We start from the raw sequence: 21,486 nt of genomic DNA on the forward strand, positions 1-21,486 counted from the left end.
ACGGTCAACTTGTCTTCGCCACGGTAGCAGACATGTTGACCACAGGGTCAAGTTATGGAGGGGTATGCGAGCCGACGCACAGCGCAACGCGGCCAAACTGCGCGCCGCGGCGGCCGATCTGTTCCAGGAGCGCGGCCTGCAGGTGTCGCTCAAGGAGATCGCCCGGCATGCCGGGGTGAGCCACGGGACGCTCTACAACCTGTTTGGCTCCCGGGAGGCCCTGATCGACGAGGTGATCGCCGACCTGGCCGCGGTCCGTCTCGGCGACGCCGCCCGGACCGCGCTGGCCTGTCCCGATCCGTGGGAGGGTTTCGCCGGGTATGTGACGGAGGTCTGCGAGTTGCAGGCCACCGATCCCGCGCTGGGTGACGTGCTGACGCGCCGTTTCCCGGACGCGAGCCGCCTCATGGCCGTCTGCGACAACTCGTTCTCCGCCGCCGAGTCGATCATCGATCGGGCGCGCCGTGACGGTTCGCTGCGTCCGGATTTCACTGCTTCCGACCTGCTGTTCTTCCTGGCCTCCCACGCTCCGCTGGCCCGCTCGGCGGCGGCCGCGGGTTCGGAGGCGTGGCGCCGGGCGGTCACTTTCATGCTCGACGGCCTACGCACCCCGGCGGCGACCCCGTTGCCGGTCGCGCCGATGAGCGCGCAGGAGATCAACCACTTGCTGATCGAGGGCGCGGCAGCCCCGTCCACCTGACTCGGCCTCGGGTCCGGCTCGGGTCGCTTTCGCCGCTGCGGTCTGACTTGGCCTCGGGTCCGGTTCGGGTCGCCTTGGCCGCTGCGGTCTGACTTGGCCTCGGGTCCGGTTCGGGTCGCCTTGGCCGCTGCGGTCTGACTTGGCCTCGGGTCCGGCTCGGGTCGCTGTCACCGCTGCGGTCCCCTGTCGCCGTGGGCGCGGTGCCGTCCGGCGCCTGGATCAGCGGTCCGTGCCGGTCCGATGTGTGATCGCTATTTCGGTGGCGCGGTCCCAGCGACCGTCGGTGGGGAGGTCTCCAGCGGCCAGTTCCTTCGCCACCCTGCGGAGGTCGCCGCCGGGATCGATGAGTACCCGGGCGGCGGCGACGGCCAAGGACAGCGGCAGTCCGGCGGCGGCCGCGCAGATCGCCTCGGCTCCGAGCGGATCGGCGGCGACACGGTCCGCTCCGATGCGGGCGGTGAGCAGCCGCCGGGCCTCGTCCCGGGACATCGGGCCCAAAGTCAGCGGCCGAGCACCATCGATCGCGACAAGCGGCGTCAGCCGGGCCCGGGTGGTGATCACCGTGTGGCAACCGGGCCCGCCCGGAAGCAGCGGCCGGATCTGAGCGGCGTCCACCGCGTCATCGAGAACCACCAGGATCCGGCGGCGAGCCATCAGCGTCCGGTAGGCGGTCGCACCCCCGCCCGCGATCCCACCCAGCGCCACCAGGAACTGATCCAGCACCATGTCGGGCTCGACCGGCTGGGCGGTGCTGCCACGCAGGTCGGCCCAGAGTTGACCACCCGGGAAGGCGTCGACCACGGACTGAGCCCAGTGAACGGCCAGCGCCGTCTTGCCGACCCCGGGTGGCCCGGTCACCACCATCGGTCCGTGCGCAAGCCAGCCGCTCGCCGTTGATCGGCTTGTCACTGATCCGCCCCCCGTCAGATGGCCTGTCGCCGGTCTGGTCGTCGCCGGGTTCGCGGAGTCGGCCGGGCCGATGTCCGGAGCGCCGAGAAGAACCAGCTCCGGTTCCCGGCCGGTGAATCGCGGTACCGGTGCGGGCAACTGCCGGGGCGGCCGGGCCGGCGTGCAGAGCGTACGGTCGGCGATGCGCTCCCGGGCGTCGGCCAGCGCTCCCAGTTCGGCAGGTGCGGCACCCAACTGCCGGGCCAGCTCGTCGAGGCGGTCGACCGGCGGCAGCACTTTGCCGGTCAGGTAGGCGCCGATGATCCCGTGTGACCATCCGGTGCGGGTCGCCAGTTCCCGGTAGCTGAGCGCCGGTGACCGCCGGGTCCGTGCATGCCGCTGCCGCAAACCGCGTAGCAGAACTGCCAGATCGGCCGGCGACGAGACCACGGCGGCGCGGCCGATCACCGTGTACGTGTCCATCGCCGTGTACGTGTCCATCGCCGTGCGCGTGTCGATCATCCTGGGCGTCTTCATCGTCGTGGGCGTCTCCATCGCCGTGCGCGTCTTCATCGCCGCAGCAAACCGTCCCGGTCCTTGACGCCCGCTGTCCGAAAACTTGAAGCCCAGGTCAGCGCGTCCGGCCGGCGCGGTGGACGATCATGATGTTCAGGTTTCCGGGCCGTGTTCCGGTGACGGAGGTGCTTCCAGCGCGCGGCCACAGCTGCCCGGACCGCTGTTCACCGCCGACACGGCTGTGATCCCGCATCCCGGCGACCGAACGTATGGCCGCCGCCACGCCCCGAAGAGGCTGATCACTTCCCCCGCTGGGCAAAGCCTCGCCGCGGAGGCGGTCATCCGCCCACAAAGCTGCGATCAGCCGCCGAGAAAATCTGGTCTCTCGAAACTAGATATCCTCGACTGGGCTGGGTAGTATCGTCTCCGTTGACGACAGAGATCAGTTGAAGACGCTGACGTGACAAGCCGAGCGCCAAAGCAGGGCCCGGAAGTTTCGTGGCTCGCTCGGTGATCGCGATGGAAGGGCATCACCGCATGCACGACAAGACCTTGACGTAATTCCAGGTCAGGGCATACCGCAGGCAGGCCTGACGCAAGATCGGGGCCTTCGTCTGATGCACCAGGGATCCGCCGCACATGTGTGGGGCCATGAAGTCGCGTGGGGCTCCGGCATCGGCGGATAGCAAGATTGGTTATCGCGAGTCCAAGGTCTCGCGAGTAGAGGAAAGGGAGGGTTTGACGCCGTTGGATCGCCCGCCGTCAGGACGTGGTTCCAGTCTTGAGGTGGACACCGTGGTCACATCGAATGTGAGGTGGTCTCCGGTCACGCATATGCGATCCTCGCACCTGATTCTGCCGGTATCGGCATGGTGCGGAAACGAGAACCCGACGAACCTGTCGGTAGATGGTGTATTCAACCCGTAACCCTGGGCCCCGGTGCGACATGCGCCGGGGCCCTCGTTCATGACGAGGAATGTATGGCCGGATCCGATGACATGCTCAACGACGATCACTACCCCGCCTACACCATGGGCCGTGCCGCCGACATCGTCGGCGCCTCACAGGACTTTCTGCGCCGTCTCGGCGAAGAGAATCTGATCGTTCCGTTCCGTTCCGCCGGCGGGCACCGTCGCTACTCCCGCCACCAGCTGCGTCTGGCGGCCCGAGCCCGGGAGCTGGTCGACAAGGGCACCGCCCTCGAAGCCGTCTGCCGGATCATCAGTCTCGAGGATCAGCTCGAGGCGGCACTGCAGCACAACCGCGACCATGAGTGCCGCTAGTGGGTCGCCGGGCGATGGGGTCTCCCTCACTCTGAACCGTCATCCAGTCACCTGAACTCTCGAAGGGTGACCGTCGGTAGAGCGCTTTCATTACTCGAATCGCCTATATCGGTCAGAGGTTGGCGGGGCTTGGCGGTTCCGGAACTTGACGTATGTCTGGGCTCTGAGCTGGGCTTTCGTGGAACCGGTGCCGGAACCGGTTTCGGAGGGCATTGACACCCCTCTACAGGGCTGCGACGGTGGCGGGCAAGAGAGCGGTTTCACAGGTCGTTCCCCCGCTGGAAACCGCTTCGTCACATCCCGAGGAGTCCCGTCCCATGATCACTCCTGCCCGAAAACGGCCGCGCTCCGGCCGTACCAGAAGGATTGCTCTTGCCGTTGGTCTCGCCGGTCTGATGGCCGGCTTCGTCGCCGTGACAAGCGGTCCCGCAGCGGCCGCCGAGGTCCTCGTTTCGCAAGGCAAGGCGGCGACTGCGTCGTCCACCGAGGCGGCCGGCGCCTACCTCGCGGCCGAGGCCGTCGACGGCAACAACGGCACACGCTGGGCCAGCTCGTGGTCGGCGGCCCAGTGGTTCCAGGTCGACCTCGGCGCGTCCACCTCGGTCAGCCGGATCGCGATCAACTGGGAGGCCGCGTATGCCCGCGGATTCAACATCCAGTTCTCCGCGAACGGCAGCACCTGGACCCAGGCTTACGCCACCACCACCGGCGCCGGCGGCCAGCAGAGCATCGCGGTCTCCGGCACCGCCCGTTACGTGCGGATCAACCTGACGCAGCGGGCGCTGGAGGCATACGGCTACTCGTTCTGGGAGTTCCAGGTCTACTCCGGTGACGGCCCGCCGACCGGCACCACGCGCCTGCTCTCCTACGGCAAGCCGGCGCTGGCCTCCACCTGGCAGAACGATGTCAACTGCAACCCGTGCAGCCCGGACAAGGCGTTCGACAACGACCCGGCGAGCCGGTGGGCCACCAGTTCGACGAACGGCTGGGTCGACCCGGGCTGGATCTCTGTCGACCTGGGCGCCACCGCCCAGATCAGCCAGGTCGTGCTCCAGTGGGACCCGGCGTACGCCCGCTCCTACCAGCTGCAGGTGTCGCCGGACAACGTCAACTGGACGACCTTCTACAGCACCACCACCGGCGACGGCCTGAAGGACGTCGTCAACGCCACCGGCACCGGCCGTTACGTGCGGATGTACGGCACCGCCCGTAGCAGCGCCTACGGTTACTCGCTCTGGGAGTTCAGCATTTACGGCACCGGAGGCAACCCGACCACGCCGCCGGCGAAGCCCGCCGACCCCACCTTCCCCGCCACGCGGCTCGTCTTCTCCGACGAGTTCAACGGCGCGGCCGGCAGCAAGCCGGACACCGCGAAGTGGACGTACGACCCGGGCGTCCCGCAGAACGGCGAGGTCCAGTACTACACCCCCAACAGTGAGAACGCGTCGATGAACGGGCAGGGTTCGCTCGTCATCGAGGCACGCCGGCAGGACTACCAGGGCCGGCAGTACACCTCGCACCGGATGAACACGAGCAACAAGTTCAGCGTCCAGTACGGCCGGATCGAAGCACGGGTCAAGGTACCGAAGGGCAATGGGTTGTGGCCGGCGTTCTGGCTGATGGGTGACGACTTCCTGCAGGGGCGGCCGTGGCCGTACAACGGGGAGATCGACATCATGGAGGTCCTCGGCCGCAACACCAGCGAGGCTTACTCGACGCTGCACGCGCCGGCTTACAACGGAGCCGGAGGGCACGGCCAGAAGTACGCCACCGTCGACCTGTCCCAGGACTTCCACGTCTGGGCGGCCGAGTGGGACAGCAAGGGTATCCGCTTCTTCCTCGACGGTCGTCTCGTCTTCGACGCGGCCAAGGAGACCGTGGAGAACACCCGTGGCCCGTGGATCTACGACCACAAGTTCTACCTGATCCTCAACCTGGCCGTCGGCGGCGACTTCCCCGGACCGATCGACGCGACCACCCCGTTCCCGAGCCAGATGCTGGTCGACTACGTCCGCGTCTACCAGTAGCAGGCCCCCTCCTGGTCCCGTGCGGTGGTCGAAACGGCCGCCGCACGGGATCGGCGTCTTCATCGGCATGCCTCCAACAGGTCGACGAGTCGTCCTTGACGTGCGGTGTTCTCGGCCCAGCGGGAGTCGGCGACCGTCCACCGCAGCAGGTATGAGCAGGTGTCGCTGGCGGTGATCAGGATCCGGCGCTCATGTCGTTTCTCGCCCGAGCCCGGTTGCCACGTGTACTCCCAGTCCGCTCCGCCCCCTTTCACCAGCAGCGTGTCCATGCGGATGCGCTGGTAGCCGGGCAGGCCGCCACCTGCCTGCTCGGACTGCTCCCGGCTCTGCCAGTAGGCGAGTGGATCGCCAGTCGCGCCGCCGGTGACGCCGCCGGTCACGCCGCCGGTCACGTCGACCGTGAACGCCCTCGTGCCGTCCGCGTCGGTGAAGCACACCTCGTCACCGCCCGCGGATCGCCGCCAGCCGGCGGGCAGCGCCAGCGCGAACCCGGCCGGATCCCGGGACCACACCCAATCCGTCGGCAGCCCCGCCGGAACGTCGCTGGTCGCGGTGATGACCGGTGTCGTCGTCGCACCGGGACCGCAGGTGTCGACCCGATACGACATGAGCGCCGCGGGCGGGCTGCCCGGCTGTGCCGCCCGGTCCGCGGTGACCGTCGCCAGCGCTGCCCCACCGCTGATCGCCACGGCTGTCACCGAGCCGGCCAGGGCCAGCCGCACGCGTCGGGAGATCTCCTGGAGCCGAGGCGGGCGATTCGGCCGCCCTGCCTTCTGCAGCCGCGCCCGCAGCCCGGGACGCTGTTGTAGCTCTTTCGCTGTCCACCGTGGCGCCTGAGGGCCTGGCTCTTGTCGTAGCTTCTGCGTCCACGATGGCGCCTGAGCGTATGGCTTCTGTCGTAACTTGTGCATCCACGGTGGCGCCTGAGCGTATGGCTTTTGTCGTAACTTGTGCGTCCACGGTGGCGCCTGAGGGCCTGGCTCTTGTCGTCGCTTCTCCATCCACGGTGGTGCCTGGAGGTTCGGGCCCTGTTGTATCTCCTTCGTCATCAGCGGTTGCGCCCCAAGAGCGGACTCTCCTTGCGGCCAGGCCTGCGCCTCCCTTTCCTTGCCCGGCAGGGCTGGCTGGAGAGTGCCTCCGAGCCTCAGCTCGATCGCGGCCGCTAACGGACGCCGGGCCGGATCGCGGTCGAGCAGTGCCAGCAGCAGCGGGGCCAGGGGACCGGCCCGCATCGGCGGATCCGGTGGCTCGCTGATCAGCGCCCGCAGCGCAGCGCCGCCGTCACCGCGGGTGAACGGGGGACGGCCCTCGACCGCGAAATACAGCGTCGCGCCGAACGACCACAGGTCACCGGCAACCCCGGCCTCCTGGGACAGCAGCCGCTCCGGGGCGATGTAACTGGGGGAGCCCAGACGTGGATCGGGGCCGTCGCCACTGATCGCGGCCAGCCCGAAGTCGGTCAGCACCACCCGCCCGCTCACTGTCAGCAACACGTTGTCCGGTTTGACGTCGCGATGCAGGACCCCGGCGGCGTGGGCGCTGCGCAACGCCGCCAGCATGAGCAGGCCGACCCGGGCCGCCTCCGCCGATGAGAGCGGGCCGTCCTCGGAAACGACCCGGTGCAGAGACCGCGACGGCACGTACTCCATCACGATCCACGCCCGGTCCTGCGTGGTGAGCACGTCGTAGATCCGCACCACGCCCGGATGATCCAGACGGGCGGCGGCCCGCGCCTCCCGCACCGGACTGGCCGGGGTGGTGAGCTCCTTGATCGCGACCGTGCGTTGCAGCAGCGTGTCGTCGGCCCGCCAGACCCGGCCCATCCCACCGGACCCGATCACCTCGAGCAGCCGATACCGGCCACCCAGCTCCCCGTTCATCCCCGAACCCCTCTCGTGTCGTCGAGAGGGATTCGGAGCGGGACGGCTCGCGGACGGACGCATCGTCAGGCCAGATCGACCAGGGCGTCGAGCGGGGCGGTCGGAGTCGTGGACTCGGGTGCCCGCTCGATGGTGATGCCCACATTCGACATGGCGGGCAGACCCTCGACCACCTGCACGGCCGCTGACTGGCCCTCGCTCAGCGCGCCGGCGGAGGCAGGTGCGCCCGATTGAATAGTCCACATCTGATAGACGCGTCCCGCGGCCGGAGCGCTGTCAGCCGCGAGCATGATTACGCCGGCATTGTGGAGGCGGGACGTCGACACCGTCACCCGGCCGCCGCTTCTCAGCTGCTCAGAGTGTGTCTGGACGTCGGACGCGCCGAGAATCGACCGTACCCGCGCCTCGCTCGCCTGCGCTGCCTCGAGCCGGGATTGCGTGTCCCGTACCCGCTGATCCTGAATCTGATAGACGACCGCCCCGGCTCCGACCGCGGCGACAACCGCGGCGGCCGCGGCGACCAGACGCAGACCGCGCCGGGACGACCGGGGCTGCGGCCGTGACGGAATCGCCGGCGGAAGCTGACGGGTGTTGGTGATCTCGGCGAGCACGTTGTCGCGGAGACGGGGCGGCGGCACCGACCAGGCGCCGTCCGCGAGCCGGGCCGTCACCTCGAACAACTCGTCGGCCTCCAGCCGGCACACGTCGCAGTCGCGCAGATGCCGGTCGAACGCGGCGCGGTCGATGTCGTCCAGAGCGTCCAGGACGTAGGCGCCGATCAGCGAGTGAACGTCATCGCTCATGCGGCCACCTCCGGAGTCAGGCAGTCACGGAGCCTGATCAGGCCGTCTCTCATCCTGCTCTTCACCGTCGGTAACGGCACCCTCAGCAACTCGGACACCTGTGGATAGGAGTGGCCCTGGTAGAACGCGAGCGTCACCGCCTGTCGCTGCACCTCGGTGAGCACCTCCAGGCAGTGCCGCACCTGCTGGCGCTCCAGGCGCACCGCGACCTCGTCGGCGACCTCGTCATACGGGGTGTCGACCGAGGCCGCGCCCACCCGGGCGACCCGATCACCGGCGGCCTGCTCGGCCCGGACCCGGTCCACTGCCCGCCGATGGGCGATCATGAAGATCCAGGCCGTCGCGGAACCTCTGCTCGCATCCCAGCGGGCCGCCGTCCGCCACACCTCGACCAGAACCTCCTGCGCGACCTCCTCGGCCTGCGCCGGATCCCGCAGCACTCGCCTGACCAGGCCGTAGACGCGTGGCGCGACCAGGTCGTACAGCCTGCCGAACGCCTTCTCGTCGCCGCGCGCCACCGACGCCAGCAACAGGCCGGCATCCGGCACCGTCTCCGGGGCCGGCACCGGAGTCAGGTACTCCGGCCGGTCCCCGACGCCACGCTCTGCCATCGTTCTCCATCCCGCATCGATTCGTCCGTGTGGGGGTTCGGAGCCGCCCCGGCCGCGGATGGGTGCGATATTTCCGCAATCTGGCTACCACTATCGGGGCGGCGTGTCACGGCCCTGTCGCGGCCGCGGCCGGGTGGGCGGGGCTGGTCTAGTCTCGGGGGATCTTGGTCGGTAGGGACGGGGCGATGATGAAGACGTGGCCGGTGATGGCCGTGGTTGCGGTCCTCTGCACGGTGGCTGGTTGCACGGATGGTGCCGATCCGGTGGCTGGTGATCCGCCGACGTCATCTGTTGCCTCCTCACCGTCCGTGGCTCCATCGCCATCCGTGGCATCCTCGTCCACCTCCTCGCCCTCCTCGTCGCCCTCCTCGTCGCCGGGTGAGTTCGTGAACGTCGTGCGGGCCCAACTCGCCGACATCGCCGCTGACCGCAGCGACGCCGACATCCAGGCGATCGCCGACACCGCCTGCGCCGGGCTGGCCTCAGGCCGGTCGACCGACGAGATCGTCGACACGACCCGGACCCTGGGCACCCTCGACGCCGAAGCCACCGACCACGCCACCGCCCGCGAGCTGATCAAGCTGGCGATCGACACGACCTGCTTCGACCAGCGCGGACGCGTCGATGAGTTCTGACGCCGGTCGACGACCTGCCGTATCTGGCCGGCGCGAGGGCGCCACGCTGTGGCGGGTCCTCAACGAGGAGTGGGACCGCGACGACGTGCTCAGTCGTATCCCCCACGCCCTGCCCGCGACCGTGCGCGAACGTGTCACCGACAAGTGGTCGCTGTTGCGGACCGCGGGCCTGGCTCCACGCCGCCGGGGTGACGAGTTCCGCTCCGTCGGCCCCAGCCGCACGGTGGTCCTCGACATGTACACCACACCGGCCGAGGCCGGCGCCGCCGAGGCGATCGCGCTGCTGACCGAGGGCGCGCCGACCCGGCGTGACGGCGAGTCCACCGAGCCCGACAGCGGCGTGCTGCGGCAAGCCTTCTGGCTGACCACTACGGTCGACGGCAAGGCCCGGCACGAGTTCCACGGTTACGCCGCCGTGCCGGGCGCGATCGCCCGTGTCCTGTGCATCCACGACGACCCGGCCGACCTGTCGTGGGCTCAGGAGACGTGGCGATCCCCGCGTCACCACAGCTGACCCTCCGTCCTGCGGCCGCGGTCGATGCGTCACTGATGCGTCCATGTCGGGGTGCGCCACGGGGACCTCGTCAGCCGGCCAGGGCGTGCAGGGGCGGTGTCACGAGCAGGTCGAGTGCGGCAGCCGTCTCCGTGTCGGCGGGCAGGTGGACCACGATCCGTTGATCCTCGTCGGCGGGGAGCTCCAGCACCTCGTATGCCAGCCGCAGTGGGCCCACGATCGGATGGGCCAGCCGCAGCACGCCGCTGGCACTCGGTAGTCCGGGAACCGTCTCCACCCGCCGGGTGAATTCCTCCCCGGCGGTGATGGTCAGGTCGTCGGCGAGGGCGGCGATGTGCGGGTGGGCCCGGAACGGCCCCTGTTTGAGCGCTGCGACCTCCTCATCGGCGACCCGCTCCCAGTCGGGATAGACCTGCCGAGCCCGCTCGTCGGTGAGCACGAACCGGGCCACGTTGGGCTGGGCCGCATCCAGGAGCCCGACCGGGCCCATCAGCCGCTGATAGCCGGAGGTGTGGGCCAGAACGTCACCGAGCCTGTTCAGCAGAACGGCCGAGGTGGGTTCGAGCCGATCGAGGACCGCCCGCACTGTCGGCCGGACCGCCCGGGCCGGCCTGGTGCCGCCACCGAGGCAGTTGTAACCGGGGTCGGACGCCTTCGTCAGCCGCAACAGATGCGCACGCTCACCAGCCGACAGTCGCAGGGCGCCCGCGAGGGCGGACAGCACCTGCGGTGAGGGCCGGCGGTCGCGGCCCTGCTCGAGCCGGGTCACATACTCGACGCTGACCCGGGCGAGCGCGGCGACCTCGGACCGGCGCAGACCTGGGACCCGCCGCCGTGGGTCGGCGGGCAGCCCGACCTCGGCCGGAGTGATCGCCTCCCGGCGGGTCCGCAGGAACAATCCGAGTTCGTTGTCGCTCACCACCCGACCGTAACAACGCCGCGGGCCCTCAAGGTGTCCCTCCTGGTACCACTATCAGCCCGGCCTCCCTCAAGGCCCGCAGCCGGGGCAATCTCGACGCATGAACGAGCGAATCGTCTTCGGCTTCGGGGCGCACACCGACATCGGCGAGGGTCCTGAGCTGCTGCGGCTGACACAGCAGGCCGACCGCGACGGCCTCGACGTCTTCTCCCTGTCCGACCACCCCTACCTCGGCCGGCGGTTGGACGCCTATGCCGCCATCGGGTTCGTCCTCGGCGCCACCCGCCGGCTGGCCGGGTTCGCCAATGTCACCAACCTGCCCACCCGTCCACCCGCTGTGCTGGCCCGCACGGTGACCTCGCTGTCGGCACTGTCCGCCGGGCGGGTGGTCCTCGGCATGGGAGCCGGCGGGCTGTGGGACCGCATCAGCGACATGGGAGTGCCAAGGCTGTCGCCGAGCGAGGCGGTCGACGCCTTCGAGGAGGCGATCCTCCTGGTCCGCAAGCTGTCCGGCGGCGGTCCGCCGATCACCCATCACGGCCGTCACTACCGGGTCGAGAGCATCGAGCCCGCCCCGGTGGAGGCTCCTCCGGTGTGGACCGGCTCGGTCGGTCCCCGATCGCTGGCCGCGACCGGCCGCGCCGCCGACGGGTGGATCCCCGGCCACGCTGCCGACTGGCAGAGTGCGCGCTACCGCAGTTCACGGCCGGTCATCGACGAGGCGGCCGCAGCAATGGGCCGCGATCCACAACAGATCCGGACGGTGTTCAACCTTCCCGGCCGTATCACCGACGGTCCGCTACCGGCTCCGCGTGATCGTGACGGCCGGTGGATCGGCGGCTCGGCCGGCCAGTGGGTGGAGGAGCTGACCACAGCCGTCCTGGATCATGGCGCTTCGGGCTTCCTGCTGTTCTCCCCGTCCGGCGGCACACCCGATCGCAGGTCACTCGCCCGCTGGGGTGCGGAGATCGTCCCGGCCGTCCGGGAGGCGGTGGAGTCGCGGCGTGCCCCCGATCCTGGCTGACGTGCGATCACCCTCTTGAACGATTGTCGGATTGATTCACCGGATAGGACGGTTTAATCGGGTGTGCACTGATATGACGGCTACATGGTTGCCTATGTTGAGCTACCCGTGGACGACGACGACTTCGTCATGGTCGAGGTGAGCGGTCAGGGTGTGGTGCGGGCCAATGCGGGCGACGTGGTCGGGCGGGCGTCCGAGCGGTTCGACCAGGCGGTCGCGCAGGTGACCCGGATGGGGCAGGAGGCGATCCGGCGCGCCAGGGAGACTGCGGTTCCTCCCGACGAGATCGACGTCGAGCTCGGGCTGAAACTGACGGCCAAAACGGGATTCGTGATCGCGGAGTCGAGCGGTGAGGCAAACTTCAAGGTCGTCCTGAGATGGACACTCGCTGACGATTCGGCGCCGTAATGTCGCAGACCGTCGATCCGGTCCGGGTGCCGGCAGCAGGTGGTCTGGAGCCGGCGATCGTCCGGATCCGGGGTGATGACGGCCGCGTCGCCGGAGTCGGGTTCCTGGCCGGCGACCGGACGGTGCTGACATGCGCGCATGTGGTGCAGCGGGCGGGATCCGTGCGGTTGGATTTTCCGTTGCTGCCCGGGTCCGCGACGTTCGCTGCCGAGGTCGTGGCGTTGCTGCCGGTGCTCGCGGACGGCAGCGGGGATATCGCGGTGCTCAGGCTCGCCGCGGATCCACCGTGCACTGCGTGGCGTGTCCCGATGGTCGAGGAGGCCGAGCTCTGGGGTCATCCGTGCCGGCTGTTCGGCTTCTCGGGCGGGCGTGAGGACGGCGTCTGGGTGGCCGGGATCCTGAGGGGCCGGCAAGGAATCGGCTGGGTCCAGCTGGAAAGCAGCGGAAACAACGGTTATGCGGTGGAGCCGGGTTTCAGCGGTTCGCCCGTGTGGGACGACGAGCTGGCAGCTGTGGTCGGCATGGCCGTGGCCGCGGAGGTCGACGGCGACCTGCGTGCCGCTTACATGATCCCGGCCGCGGCGCTGGCCGAGGCCTGGCCCGACCTGGGCGAGATGGGGCGCGCGCCGTGCCCGTACCGTGGTTTGGCCGCGTTCCGCGAGCAGGACGCGGACGTGTATTTCGGTCGAGAGGACCGGACCGCGCAGCTGGCCAAGGATATCGAGCAGCACAACTTCGTGGCAGTGGTCGGCCCGTCCGGCAGTGGCAAGTCCTCACTGGTCTTCGGTGGGCTGCTTCCGATCGTGCACCGCTCGATGAAGTGGGTCACCGCCACCATGCGCCCGGCGCAGGCCTCGTCCGGGGTCGCCGCTCTGGCGGCTGCTCTGCTCCCCGTGCTGGAGCCCAGCCAGAGCGAGACGCAGCGGCTTCTCTCGTTGAGCCAGCTCACCGAGGTGCTGCGTAACGGTCACGTGCACGCCGTGCTGAGCCGGATGCTGATGCGGTCCGGTGCCAACCGATTGCTGTTGATCATCGACCAGTTCGAGGAGGTCTTCGGCACGCCCGACACCGCCGAGCTGACCGAGATTCTGCTGGCCGGCCTCGGCCTGGGTGAGGTGACCGCCGTGATCACGCTGCGCGCCGACTTCTTCGGCCAGGCACTGCAGTTGCCGGCCCTGGCACAGGCGCTCGGTGAGTCGGTGGCGGCGGTCGGCGAAATGGATCGGCGCCAGTTGCAGAGGGTCATCGAGGGGCCGCTGCCGAGGGGCACGACCTATGAGCCGGGGCTGGTCGACCGGATCCTCGACGATGTGGGCGACTCGCCCAGCGGCAGCCTGCCCCTCCTGGAGTTCGCCCTCACCCTGCTGTGGGAGCGACGGGAGCGTGGCCGGCTCACCCATGCCGCCTATCAGCAGCTGGGTGGTGTGAAGGGAGCCTTGGCCCAGTATGCCGAGCAGGTCTACCGGCAGCAGGCAGAGGAGTCCGGCCGTGAGTCCTTCCGGCGCCTGCTGACCCAGCTCGTCCGGCCGGACGAGGGCGGCGAGTTCGTCCGTCGGCTCACACGCAGGCAGGAGCTGGCCGAGGGACAGTGGCTGCTGGGGCAGAAGCTGGCTACCACCCGGCTGGTGACGGCCGGACGTGACGAGCTCGGGTCGGAGACGCTGGAGCTGGTCCACGAGGCGCTGATCGACGGGTGGGATCGGCTGCGCGGCTGGGCCGAGCAGGATCGGGCCTTCCGGGCGTGGCAGGAGGGGCTACGTGGCGACGTCGCCGACTGGGAGCGGCTGAAGCAGGATTCGGGGGCTCTGCTGCGCGGGAAGGCGCTGGCCGAGGCGGCGCAATGGCTCGACGAGCGGGAGGACGACATCGCCGCGGCGGAGCGGCGCTACATCCAGTCGAGCCAGGTGTTCGAGGGGCGTTCGATTCGCCGGCTGCGGGTGATCGTCGCGGCGTTGACGGTGCTCACCGTACTCGTCGCTGGCCTCGGTGCGTTCGCGGTCAAAATCGGCCGCGATAAGGCGAGGCAGGCAGCCCAGTCCCAGGCTCGTTACCTCACCAGTCAGGCCGAGATGCTCAACGAGGCCTCTGTCCCGAACGGCAGAATTCTCGGCCTGCTACTTTCCGCCGCCGCCTACAGGTTCTACGACGACAATCAGACCAGGGCCAACCTCACCGCGGTGGCCAGCAAATACCGGTATGTCTCCCATCTGGTCCCCGGCGTCATTCTCCCGGGCCTGATGTCGGTCGGCTCGGCCGAGATGGAGTTCAGCCCATCCGAGCCGAACGTGCTGGCGGTGCGTATCGACGGGCAGATCGCACTCTGGGACGTGGAAAGCCGAAAGATGATCCAGAGCACGCCGACGCAGTTGTCGGGTCCGGGATGGGGCCACGGTATGCCGATGGCCTTCGCCCCCGATGGTGGTTCATTGGCTTTCGCCGAGAACGGGCGGCTGGGAACGCGGGTCAAGCTCTGGCGCCTCGCCGCCGGTGATGCCGTGCCGTTGTGGACGGATCAGGGTCCGGAGGCAGCGGTCGTCGACATCAGGTTCGATCCGGCCGGTGAGCGTGTGGCCGTCTGCAGGGCGAAGGACTATCAGGTGTGGTCCCTCGATGCGTCTGTCCGGCTGCTGTCGATTCCTCGCGCGGCCGAGGGGTCCTGCCTCTTCTCGTGGACCAGCAACGGTGCCGACCTGACCATCGCCGAGGACGACAGGTTGGAGACCTGGACCATCTCGACGCGCAAACGACGCGGTTCTGTGCGACTGCCCCTACCCGCACTTGAGGATCGCGTCACGAATCAGGACAACGTGATCAACGGGTTCTCGGTGGCACCTCACGGTCATGTGGCCTTTGTCAAAGCGCCTGGCGGGATCATCTGGTGGGATCTTGAACGCAGAAAATCCCTACCCGGATATGGCGTTGATCTGCTCAACGCGCCGAGCGCTCCCACCTATAGCGCCGATGGCCGCTGGGCATTCTTCACCGACGGATCGTTAATGAGGGAAAGTGATCGGGAACCCGTCAGGAAGGTGCCGATATATGCGGGCAGTGACGGGTTGTCAAGTGGCGGTGAAAGCGGAAAAGTGGTAGCACTGAGCAGAGATGGAAAAGTGGCGGTCGCTAGTTTCGAAGGATCGCTTGCAGTCGTTCATCTCGACGACTTCGATCCGCTCCCGATGGGGCCGGCCGCGGAATTCTCCATGTGGGATGACGGGAGCCGCGTCACCACGCTTGAATACGGAGACATACATCACCCCGACGTTTCCCAAAGGACAGTGACCACCTGGTCCCTGGCGCCACCGCGAGTGGTCGCCCGTGTCAAGATCGAGCCGTTCTCGGACGAGGAGACCGTCCTTTCGCCGGAGATCTCGGGTGGCCTCGTAGTGGCCGTCGACAAAACCCGCACGCTTCGGCAATGGGATCTGCGAAACGCTCCCTCCTCTCACCCGGTCCACGGCCCGTGGGGTCCGCTTCGTGCGGCAGCCCTGGACCCGACGAACAATTTCCTCGCGACGGTCGACAAATCCCGTGCCTACGTCGTCAACCTCTCGACCGGGGCGACCATCGCGAATTTCGCCTTGGGTGAGGGATTTCTCCCGACGACCTTGGCGCTCAGCGCGGGTGGCCGGTATCTATCCGTCACGAACCAGGATTCCAACCGTTCCACATTGTGGCAGATCACCTCCGACGGCGTCCGTACCGTCCCTATACCGGCCGCCACTGACACGGTTTTCAGTCCCGATGGCACGCTGCTCGGGATGAGCAGCGACGATTCCGTGGTGGTGTGGGATCTTGCGCGGCAGACCGAATTGCGTCGCTTCTCGGCGACCAGCGTCGCCGCGTTCGACCGGAAGAACGATTTGATCGCGCTCCGCGTTCCGGGCAAGGGCTTCTATGCCCAGGTGGTCGAGGTTCGCCGGCTGCACGGTCCGGAACTGATATTTCAGCTCGGCGACTTCGGTGGCACCGATGTGATTTTCAACGCTGACGGAACAGGGCTCGTCGCCAGGTTCGACGAGGTGCTGACCGAATACCCATTGGACATCAATGTATCGCTGCGCCACATTTGTCACCTGGTAAGTATTGAGTTGAGTGATGAGGAATGGCAGAAGTACGCCAAAGGCTTCCCGCGCCGCGATGTTTGCAGCTGACCGTGTCGTTATCGGTCCGGTCCGGGTGTGGTTTGGAGCAGGTTCAGGAGCAGGGCCAGGGGCGGCCAGCCGGTGCGGCCCGCGCGCACCACGGCGTAGGTTCGCAGGACCGGGGCCGGGTCGCGGAGCGGCAACAGCCGCACGCCGGGAAGGGTCGGCTGGTCGGCCGGCAGCAGTCCCACGCCGAGCCCGGCGACGACCAGGTCCTGCAGCAGGATCAGACTGTCGGCACGGTGGGTGACGACCGGGTCGAAGCCGGCCATCCCCGCGATGACGCGGACCACCTCCTCATCCGACGAACCGCGGGAGTTGACGATCCACTCGACGTCCCGATAGCGGTTGAAGACCTCAGGGGCGGCCGCGTCCAACACGGGGTCGCCGGTCAGGACGGCCCGGGAGGTCAGGACGGCCCGGGAGGTCGGGGTGGCCACGGCGGTTGGGTCGGGCCGGTCGTTCGGCTCGGAATGAACAGCGGGCATCGGGTGGGCGGCCGGTACGCCGAGTGCCCACGCCGCCGACCACAACGGCCGCGATGTCACCGCCCGATCCAGGGGCGCGGGCGCCAGGTTGAAGTCGTAGGTCAGGGCCAGGTCGATGTCGTCCGACGCGAGCAGGGACAGCGCCTCGGTGGGTTCGTGCTCGTGGATGTGTACTCGTACCCGGGGATGATCGACCGCCAAGCGGGCCACGGCCGGCATCAGTGACCGTCGGATGACCGTGCCGAACCCGGCTACGCGAAGCGTGCCGGCGGGCTCGGCGGCCGGGTCCAGATCGAGCCGGGCGGCTTCGATGGCGGCCAGGATCGTCACCGCATGCTCGGCGAGCCGTCGGCTGGCGGGGGTCAGCCGCACCCTGCGCCCCTCCGGCTCGATCAGCGGGGTGCCGACCTCCCGGCTGAGCGCCGCGATCTGCTGGGAGATCGTCGAGGTGGTGGTGTACATCTCATCCGCGACCGCCCGCATCGACCCGAGGCGGGACAGCATCAGCAGGGTTTCCAGGCGGCGCACGTCCATCTCATGATTGTCAAGTAGAGGTGAACGGTATGTACAGCATCATCACGTGGACGCGAACAGTCTCGCGACCGTCTACTACGGGGCATGACTGCCGTCCTCGCTTCGCCGCCTCGCACCGCTGCCCGTACGGGTGCGGGATTCGCCCTCGCATCGATGACCTGTGTGCAGCTCGGCCTCGCCGTCTCGGTCGGGCTGGCCGGCGAGATCGGTGCGCTCGGCGTCGCCTGGCTGCGGCTGGCCTGGGCGGGCGTCCTTCTGCTGATCCTCGCGCACCCGGCGGTGACGGGAACCCTTCGGGCCGTCTTCCTCCGCACCACCCGCGCAGCAGCGACGCTCGTCGGTGCCACCACCCCAGGAACGAGGACGGGAACACCGACCGCGGGGGAGACCAAGCCGATCAGCACCTCCGGCTCGATCGGCGCGATCGCCCTCGGCGTGGTGACGGCCGGTGTCACGTTGCTGTTCATGCTGGCAGTGGCCCGGCTTCCACTGGGTACGGCCAGCGCCCTGGAATTCCTGGGCCCGCTGGGAGTCGCGGTCTTCCGTGGCCGCCGCATTCTCTGGCCCCTGCTGGCGGCCGCCGGAGTGCTGCTCCTGACCTCGCCCTGGAACGGCCACGTGGACCTGCTGGGCGTCGCCTACGCGCTCGGTGCCGCTGCCTGCTGGGCCGCCTACATCCTGCTCACCCAGCATGTCGGCGACGAGATTTCCGGAATCCGTGGCCTGGCGATCTCGATGCCGGTAGCAGGCCTGGCAGCCACCCTTGTCGCCGCCCCGTCCGCGATCGCGCTGCTGACCCCGGAGATCGTGCTGACCGGCCTGTTCCTGGCGATCCTGCTGCCGGTGGTGCCGTTCGTCCTGGAGTTCCTGGCGCTGCGCCGTCTGACGACAGCCGCGTTCGGCACCATGATGAGCCTGGAACCGGCGCTCGCGGTGGTGGTCGGCTTCGTCCTGCTGCACCAGGCTCCCGGCTGGGCGGCCCTTGCCGGCATCTTCCTGGTCGTCATCGCGGGTATCGGCGCCGAACGGGCGGGCGCCCGACCTTAAAACGGGTGGCGCGGCAGCGAAGCCGCCTGATGGGATGGGCGTCCACGACGAGACCAGAAAGGAGGCCTGAGCCATGTACCGCGACGCACCCACGCTCACCTCCTCCCGGGCACAAGGCTGACCAGCCGCCCGACCAAGGAGTGGGCGCCTCTTCACAGGAGAACGCCTTGACATCGTTGACCATCCGCCACGCCGTCATGCCCGGCGAGCTGGATCTCTTCAACTCCTTCCCGTACGCCCTGAACCGGGAGATCGCCACCGACCTGGATTCCGGCCGTCGCCGCCCCGAGTGGCTATGGCTGGCACTGCGCGGCGACCGGGTGACCGCCCGCGCGGCCTGGTGGTCCCGTCCCGGCGACGAGCACCCCCTGGTCATGGACATTCTCGACGTCGCCGACGGCCACACCGGAGACGCCGTCGAGCTGGTTCGAGCCGCGTTGCCCGACCCCGCCCCCGAGTTCACCCGTTTCCTTCCGCCGACGTGGCAGCGCTCCGAAGCCGACACCTGGATGACGGTCCTGGAGGAGTGCGGCGCGAAACCCTTCGTCGAGCGCCTGCGCCTGCAGTGGGAACCGGGAACCCCGGTGCCGCCACCGACAGGCCGCCTGACGTTCCGCCGGCCCCGCGAGGGCGAGTTGATCGACCTGATGACCATGGTCCTGGAGGGCAGCCTCGACGCGCACAGCCGCGACGAGCTGACCAGGATGACCCCACGCGAGTGCGCCGAGGAGCAGTTCCGCACCGAGCTCCAGAAATACCCGAGCCCGCAGGACTGGTGGCGGATCGCGGCGCTGCCCGACGGTGACCCGGTCGGTTTCGTCATCCCCGCGCACAACGGCTACAACCCGATCATCGCCTACATCGGGATCGTCCCCGCCCACCGTGGCCGGGGCCATATCGACGATCTTCTCGCCGAGGGTACCCGCATCCTGGCCGCCGAGGACGTGCCCCGCATCCGCGCGGCCACCGATGTCGGTAATGCCCCGATGGCGGCCGCGTTCGCCCGCGGCGGGTACCGCACGTTCGAACGGCAGGTCGACATGATCTGGTAGTCGTGTGACCCACATCGAGATCAACGGCGCAGCCCCGGCTATCGAGGCGTTGTATCAGGCCGCGGTCCAGGGTTTCGGCCACTACACGTCCATGCAGGTGCGCGGGCGTGCGGTGGCCGGCCTGGACCTGCACCTGAAACGGCTGCGTGAGGCGTCCGCGGAACTGTTCCCGGACGACCTCGCGCCCGCCGACGACACGATCACCGATCTGATCGGCCACGCGCTGCGCGACGAGCGCGACGCCTCGGTCCGAGTCACGATCCTGCCCGGGATGGACGTGATGGTGTCGGTGAGCGCCCCGATCCCCGACACCCCACGACCGCCACTGCGAGTGCGCACGGTCCGCTTCGAGCGTGACCTGCCCCACCTCAAGCATCGCGGCACGCTCGCGCAGACCCACCACGCCCTCGGAGCTCGACGGGCCGGCTTCGACGACGTCCTCTTCCTGAGTCCCGACGGCCTCGTCCTGGAGGGCTCGGTCTGGAACGCGGCCTTCTGGGACGGCGACCGCATCATCTGGCCGCAGGCACCGATGCTGGCCGGCATCACCATGCAGGTCCTGCACCGCGCCTTCGCCGGCATGGACGTCCCACAGACGACCATGCCGATCTCGCTGAGCGAGAAATCCGGCCTCAAAGCCGCCGCCGCAACGAATTCCCATTTCCCCGACCAGGCGATCCTCCAGATCGACGAGATCAATTTCCCGATGTACGGCCACCTGACCGCGTTGCTGCGAAGAGGCTGGAACGAAGTCCCGTGGCAGGCGATTTAGCCGATTCGTGAACGCCGATGGGTGGCCGATCGTGGGTCGATGAGAAGACGACTCGCCACGGCTCTCACCCTGCTCGTGACGGCGGTGACCGCGCTGACCGCCGCGGGCCCGGCGACGGCCGCCACCGGCTTCACCGAGGTCACCGCGTTCGGCACCAACCCCGGTAATCAGCGCATGTTCACCTACGTCCCGCCGGCCGCGGCACCCGGCGCCCCCGTGATCGTGCTGTTCCACGGCTGCGGCGGCCAGGCACAGGACCTGGACGTCAACACCGGCTGGCGCAAATATGCGGACCTGTATGGCGTACACCTGATTCTGCCCGAACAGAAACCGGAGAACGTCGGCTCCGGAGGCATCGTCCCGCACAAATGTTTCAGCGCCTGGAACGCCGAGGACCGCACCCACGACGGCAACGGGGAGGCCCGCTCGGTCGTGCAGATGGTCGACCACCTGGGCGCCACCTACGACGCCGACCTGAGCAGGGTCTTCGTCACCGGCTACTCCGGCGGCGGCGCGGCCGCCAACGTGATGCTCGCCGCCTACCCCGACCGGTTCCGGGCCGGAGCGGTCTTCTTCGGCATGCCCTACGGCTGCGCCGACACCGAGACCGCCTATTTCCGTACGGGTGCTCTCGGCCCCTGCTCAGGATCCACCTCCACGGTGACCCCGCAGCAGTGGGGCGACCGGGTCCGCGCCGCCTACCCGGGTTGGACCGGCACACATCCGCCGGTGCAGATCTGGCACGGCGGCGCCGACCCGCTGATCAGTCCGCGCTCCCTCGACTACCAGCGCGACCAGTGGACCAACGTCTTCGGCGTCAGCCGCACTCCCGTTACGACGACGACCCCGAAGACCGGCGTGACACGGAACGTCTACGGATCCGGGCAGGTCGAGACCTGGCTGGTCGCCGACATGGGCCACGAGCAACCCGTCGAACCGGGCACCGGCATCGACCGGTGCGGCGTTTCCGGAGTCGGCTATCCCGGCATCTGTGGCCCGTACCACGCCATGACCTTTTTCGGTCTCATCCCACCGCCGGCCGAGACCGGATGCTGGACCTCGACCAACGCGGTCCACATCACCGCCGGGCGCGCCCGCGACTCGGGCTTCTCCGCGTACGCGGTAGGCAGCGCCGACTACCTGGGCCTGGCGTCGAGCGCCGTGCAGCGCAGCCTGGAACAGACCGCCCCCGGCTACTACACGCGCGTGACCAGCTGCGACTGAAAATGTCATACCCCTCGGG

At 68.7% G+C, this 21,486-nt stretch carries 18 protein-coding genes; 12 read left to right on the forward strand and 6 right to left on the reverse strand.

The annotated features are described in order from the left end of the window. Positions 1–64: 64 nt before the first annotated feature. Positions 65–700 carry a TetR/AcrR family transcriptional regulator gene (locus ACFO0C_RS42860; protein ID WP_378072590.1) on the forward strand — a complete coding sequence of 212 codons (636 nt, stop codon included), beginning with the start codon at positions 65–67 and terminating at the stop codon, positions 698–700. A 219-nt stretch (positions 701–919) separates the two neighbouring features. Here ACFO0C_RS42860 and ACFO0C_RS42865 read toward each other — a convergent pair whose 3' ends face one another. Further along, entirely contained in the window at positions 920–2,161 is a 1,242-nt protein-coding gene (locus ACFO0C_RS42865) for a helix-turn-helix domain-containing protein (protein ID WP_378072591.1), read from the reverse strand. Positions 2,162–3,084: 923 nt separating this feature from the next. On the opposite strand from ACFO0C_RS42865, the gene ACFO0C_RS42870 reads away from it, so the two are divergent. Both ACFO0C_RS42870 and ACFO0C_RS42875 read left to right on the forward strand, forming a co-directional pair. Continuing rightward, positions 3,085–3,387: a MerR family transcriptional regulator gene (locus ACFO0C_RS42870; RefSeq protein ID WP_378072592.1), complete on the forward strand. Its 303-nt coding sequence runs from the start codon at positions 3,085–3,087 to the stop codon at positions 3,385–3,387. A gap of 413 nt (positions 3,388–3,800) precedes the next feature. After that, positions 3,801–5,414, forward strand: coding sequence for a discoidin domain-containing protein (locus ACFO0C_RS42875; protein WP_378072593.1), 1,614 nt, complete (start codon positions 3,801–3,803; stop codon positions 5,412–5,414). A 59-nt stretch (positions 5,415–5,473) separates the two neighbouring features. Here ACFO0C_RS42875 and ACFO0C_RS42880 read toward each other — a convergent pair whose 3' ends face one another. The 3 genes from ACFO0C_RS42880 to sigK all read right to left on the reverse strand — a co-directional run bounded on the left by ACFO0C_RS42880 (position 5,474) and on the right by sigK (position 8,708). Further along, entirely contained in the window at positions 5,474–7,294 is a 1,821-nt protein-coding gene (locus ACFO0C_RS42880) for a serine/threonine-protein kinase (RefSeq protein WP_378072594.1), read from the reverse strand. A gap of 65 nt (positions 7,295–7,359) precedes the next feature. Beyond that, on the reverse strand, positions 7,360–8,097 hold the full coding sequence (locus tag ACFO0C_RS42885) for an anti-sigma factor (RefSeq protein WP_378072595.1): 738 nt from the start codon (positions 8,095–8,097) through the stop codon (positions 7,360–7,362). Further along, positions 8,094–8,708: an ECF RNA polymerase sigma factor SigK gene (gene sigK / locus ACFO0C_RS42890; RefSeq protein ID WP_378072596.1), complete on the reverse strand. Its 615-nt coding sequence runs from the start codon at positions 8,706–8,708 to the stop codon at positions 8,094–8,096. Before sigK ends, ACFO0C_RS42885 begins: the two co-directional genes overlap by 4 nt. Before the next feature lie 386 nt (positions 8,709–9,094). Here sigK and ACFO0C_RS42895 point away from each other — a divergent pair, with 386 nt between their 5' ends. Together ACFO0C_RS42895 and ACFO0C_RS42900 are read left to right on the forward strand one after the other, a co-directional pair. After that, the gene (locus tag ACFO0C_RS42895; protein WP_378072597.1) at positions 9,095–9,343 is read left to right on the forward strand and encodes a hypothetical protein; all 249 of its coding nucleotides are present in this window, start codon (positions 9,095–9,097) and stop codon (positions 9,341–9,343) included. Further along, positions 9,333–9,857, forward strand: a complete 525-nt coding sequence (locus ACFO0C_RS42900; protein ID WP_378072598.1) for a hypothetical protein — start codon at positions 9,333–9,335, stop codon at positions 9,855–9,857. The genes ACFO0C_RS42895 and ACFO0C_RS42900 overlap by 11 nt, the downstream gene beginning before the upstream one ends. A gap of 70 nt (positions 9,858–9,927) precedes the next feature. On the opposite strand, the gene ACFO0C_RS42905 is transcribed toward ACFO0C_RS42900, so the two are convergent. Then, the gene (locus ACFO0C_RS42905) at positions 9,928–10,776 is read right to left on the reverse strand and encodes a helix-turn-helix transcriptional regulator (protein ID WP_378072599.1); all 849 of its coding nucleotides are present in this window, start codon (positions 10,774–10,776) and stop codon (positions 9,928–9,930) included. A 100-nt stretch (positions 10,777–10,876) separates the two neighbouring features. Here ACFO0C_RS42905 and ACFO0C_RS42910 point away from each other — a divergent pair, with 100 nt between their 5' ends. From ACFO0C_RS42910 to ACFO0C_RS42920, 3 genes are all read left to right on the forward strand, one after another. Continuing rightward, a complete protein-coding gene (locus ACFO0C_RS42910) occupies positions 10,877–11,800 on the forward strand; it encodes an LLM class flavin-dependent oxidoreductase (protein ID WP_378072600.1) in 924 nt (307 codons plus the stop codon). Between the two features lie 84 nt (positions 11,801–11,884). Beyond that, positions 11,885–12,208 carry a CU044_2847 family protein gene (locus ACFO0C_RS42915; RefSeq protein ID WP_378072601.1) on the forward strand — a complete coding sequence of 108 codons (324 nt, stop codon included), beginning with the start codon at positions 11,885–11,887 and terminating at the stop codon, positions 12,206–12,208. Continuing rightward, entirely contained in the window at positions 12,208–16,359 is a 4,152-nt protein-coding gene (locus ACFO0C_RS42920) for an nSTAND1 domain-containing NTPase (protein WP_378072602.1), read from the forward strand. The genes ACFO0C_RS42915 and ACFO0C_RS42920 overlap by 1 nt, the downstream gene beginning before the upstream one ends. A gap of 8 nt (positions 16,360–16,367) precedes the next feature. Here the strand turns inward: ACFO0C_RS42920 and ACFO0C_RS42925 are convergent, their stop codons facing one another. Beyond that, positions 16,368–17,372 (reverse strand): LysR family transcriptional regulator, encoded by a 1,005-nt coding sequence (locus ACFO0C_RS42925; RefSeq protein WP_378072603.1) that lies wholly within the window; start codon positions 17,370–17,372, stop codon positions 16,368–16,370. Between the two features lie 84 nt (positions 17,373–17,456). On the opposite strand from ACFO0C_RS42925, the gene ACFO0C_RS42930 reads away from it, so the two are divergent. From ACFO0C_RS42930 to ACFO0C_RS42945, 4 genes are all read left to right on the forward strand, one after another. After that, positions 17,457–18,419, forward strand: coding sequence for an EamA family transporter (locus ACFO0C_RS42930; protein ID WP_378072604.1), 963 nt, complete (start codon positions 17,457–17,459; stop codon positions 18,417–18,419). 167 nt (positions 18,420–18,586) lie between these two features. After that, complete coding sequence (locus ACFO0C_RS42935; RefSeq protein WP_378072605.1) at positions 18,587–19,471, forward strand: GNAT family N-acetyltransferase; 885 nt, start codon at positions 18,587–18,589, stop codon at positions 19,469–19,471. A 4-nt stretch (positions 19,472–19,475) separates the two neighbouring features. Continuing rightward, positions 19,476–20,243, forward strand: coding sequence for an aminotransferase class IV (locus ACFO0C_RS42940; protein WP_378072606.1), 768 nt, complete (start codon positions 19,476–19,478; stop codon positions 20,241–20,243). Between the two features lie 39 nt (positions 20,244–20,282). Beyond that, on the forward strand, positions 20,283–21,467 hold the full coding sequence (locus ACFO0C_RS42945) for an extracellular catalytic domain type 1 short-chain-length polyhydroxyalkanoate depolymerase (protein ID WP_378072607.1): 1,185 nt from the start codon (positions 20,283–20,285) through the stop codon (positions 21,465–21,467). Positions 21,468–21,486 lie beyond the last annotated feature (19 nt).

The sequence above is a fragment of the Actinoplanes subglobosus genome, from assembly GCF_042650585.1.
Taxonomy (GTDB): Bacteria; Actinomycetota; Actinomycetes; order Mycobacteriales; family Micromonosporaceae; genus Actinoplanes; species Actinoplanes subglobosus.

Coding starts and splice junctions, on each gene's coding strand:
- ACFO0C_RS42860 (WP_378072590.1), top strand. CDS start 65: ATGCGAGCCGACGCACAGCGCAACGCGGCCAAACTGCGCGCCGCGGCG.
- ACFO0C_RS42945 (WP_378072607.1), top strand. CDS start 20,283: ATGAGAAGACGACTCGCCACGGCTCTCACCCTGCTCGTGACGGCGGTG.
- ACFO0C_RS42900 (WP_378072598.1), top strand. CDS start 9,333: ATGAGTTCTGACGCCGGTCGACGACCTGCCGTATCTGGCCGGCGCGAG.
- sigK (WP_378072596.1), bottom strand. CDS start 8,708: ATGGCAGAGCGTGGCGTCGGGGACCGGCCGGAGTACCTGACTCCGGTG.
- ACFO0C_RS42880 (WP_378072594.1), bottom strand. CDS start 7,294: ATGAACGGGGAGCTGGGTGGCCGGTATCGGCTGCTCGAGGTGATCGGG.
- ACFO0C_RS42910 (WP_378072600.1), top strand. CDS start 10,877: ATGAACGAGCGAATCGTCTTCGGCTTCGGGGCGCACACCGACATCGGC.
- ACFO0C_RS42915 (WP_378072601.1), top strand. CDS start 11,885: ATGGTTGCCTATGTTGAGCTACCCGTGGACGACGACGACTTCGTCATG.
- ACFO0C_RS42925 (WP_378072603.1), bottom strand. CDS start 17,372: ATGGACGTGCGCCGCCTGGAAACCCTGCTGATGCTGTCCCGCCTCGGG.
- ACFO0C_RS42920 (WP_378072602.1), top strand. CDS start 12,208: ATGTCGCAGACCGTCGATCCGGTCCGGGTGCCGGCAGCAGGTGGTCTG.
- ACFO0C_RS42865 (WP_378072591.1), bottom strand. CDS start 2,161: ATGAAGACGCGCACGGCGATGGAGACGCCCACGACGATGAAGACGCCC.
- ACFO0C_RS42870 (WP_378072592.1), top strand. CDS start 3,085: ATGGCCGGATCCGATGACATGCTCAACGACGATCACTACCCCGCCTAC.
- ACFO0C_RS42930 (WP_378072604.1), top strand. CDS start 17,457: ATGACTGCCGTCCTCGCTTCGCCGCCTCGCACCGCTGCCCGTACGGGT.
- ACFO0C_RS42885 (WP_378072595.1), bottom strand. CDS start 8,097: ATGAGCGATGACGTTCACTCGCTGATCGGCGCCTACGTCCTGGACGCT.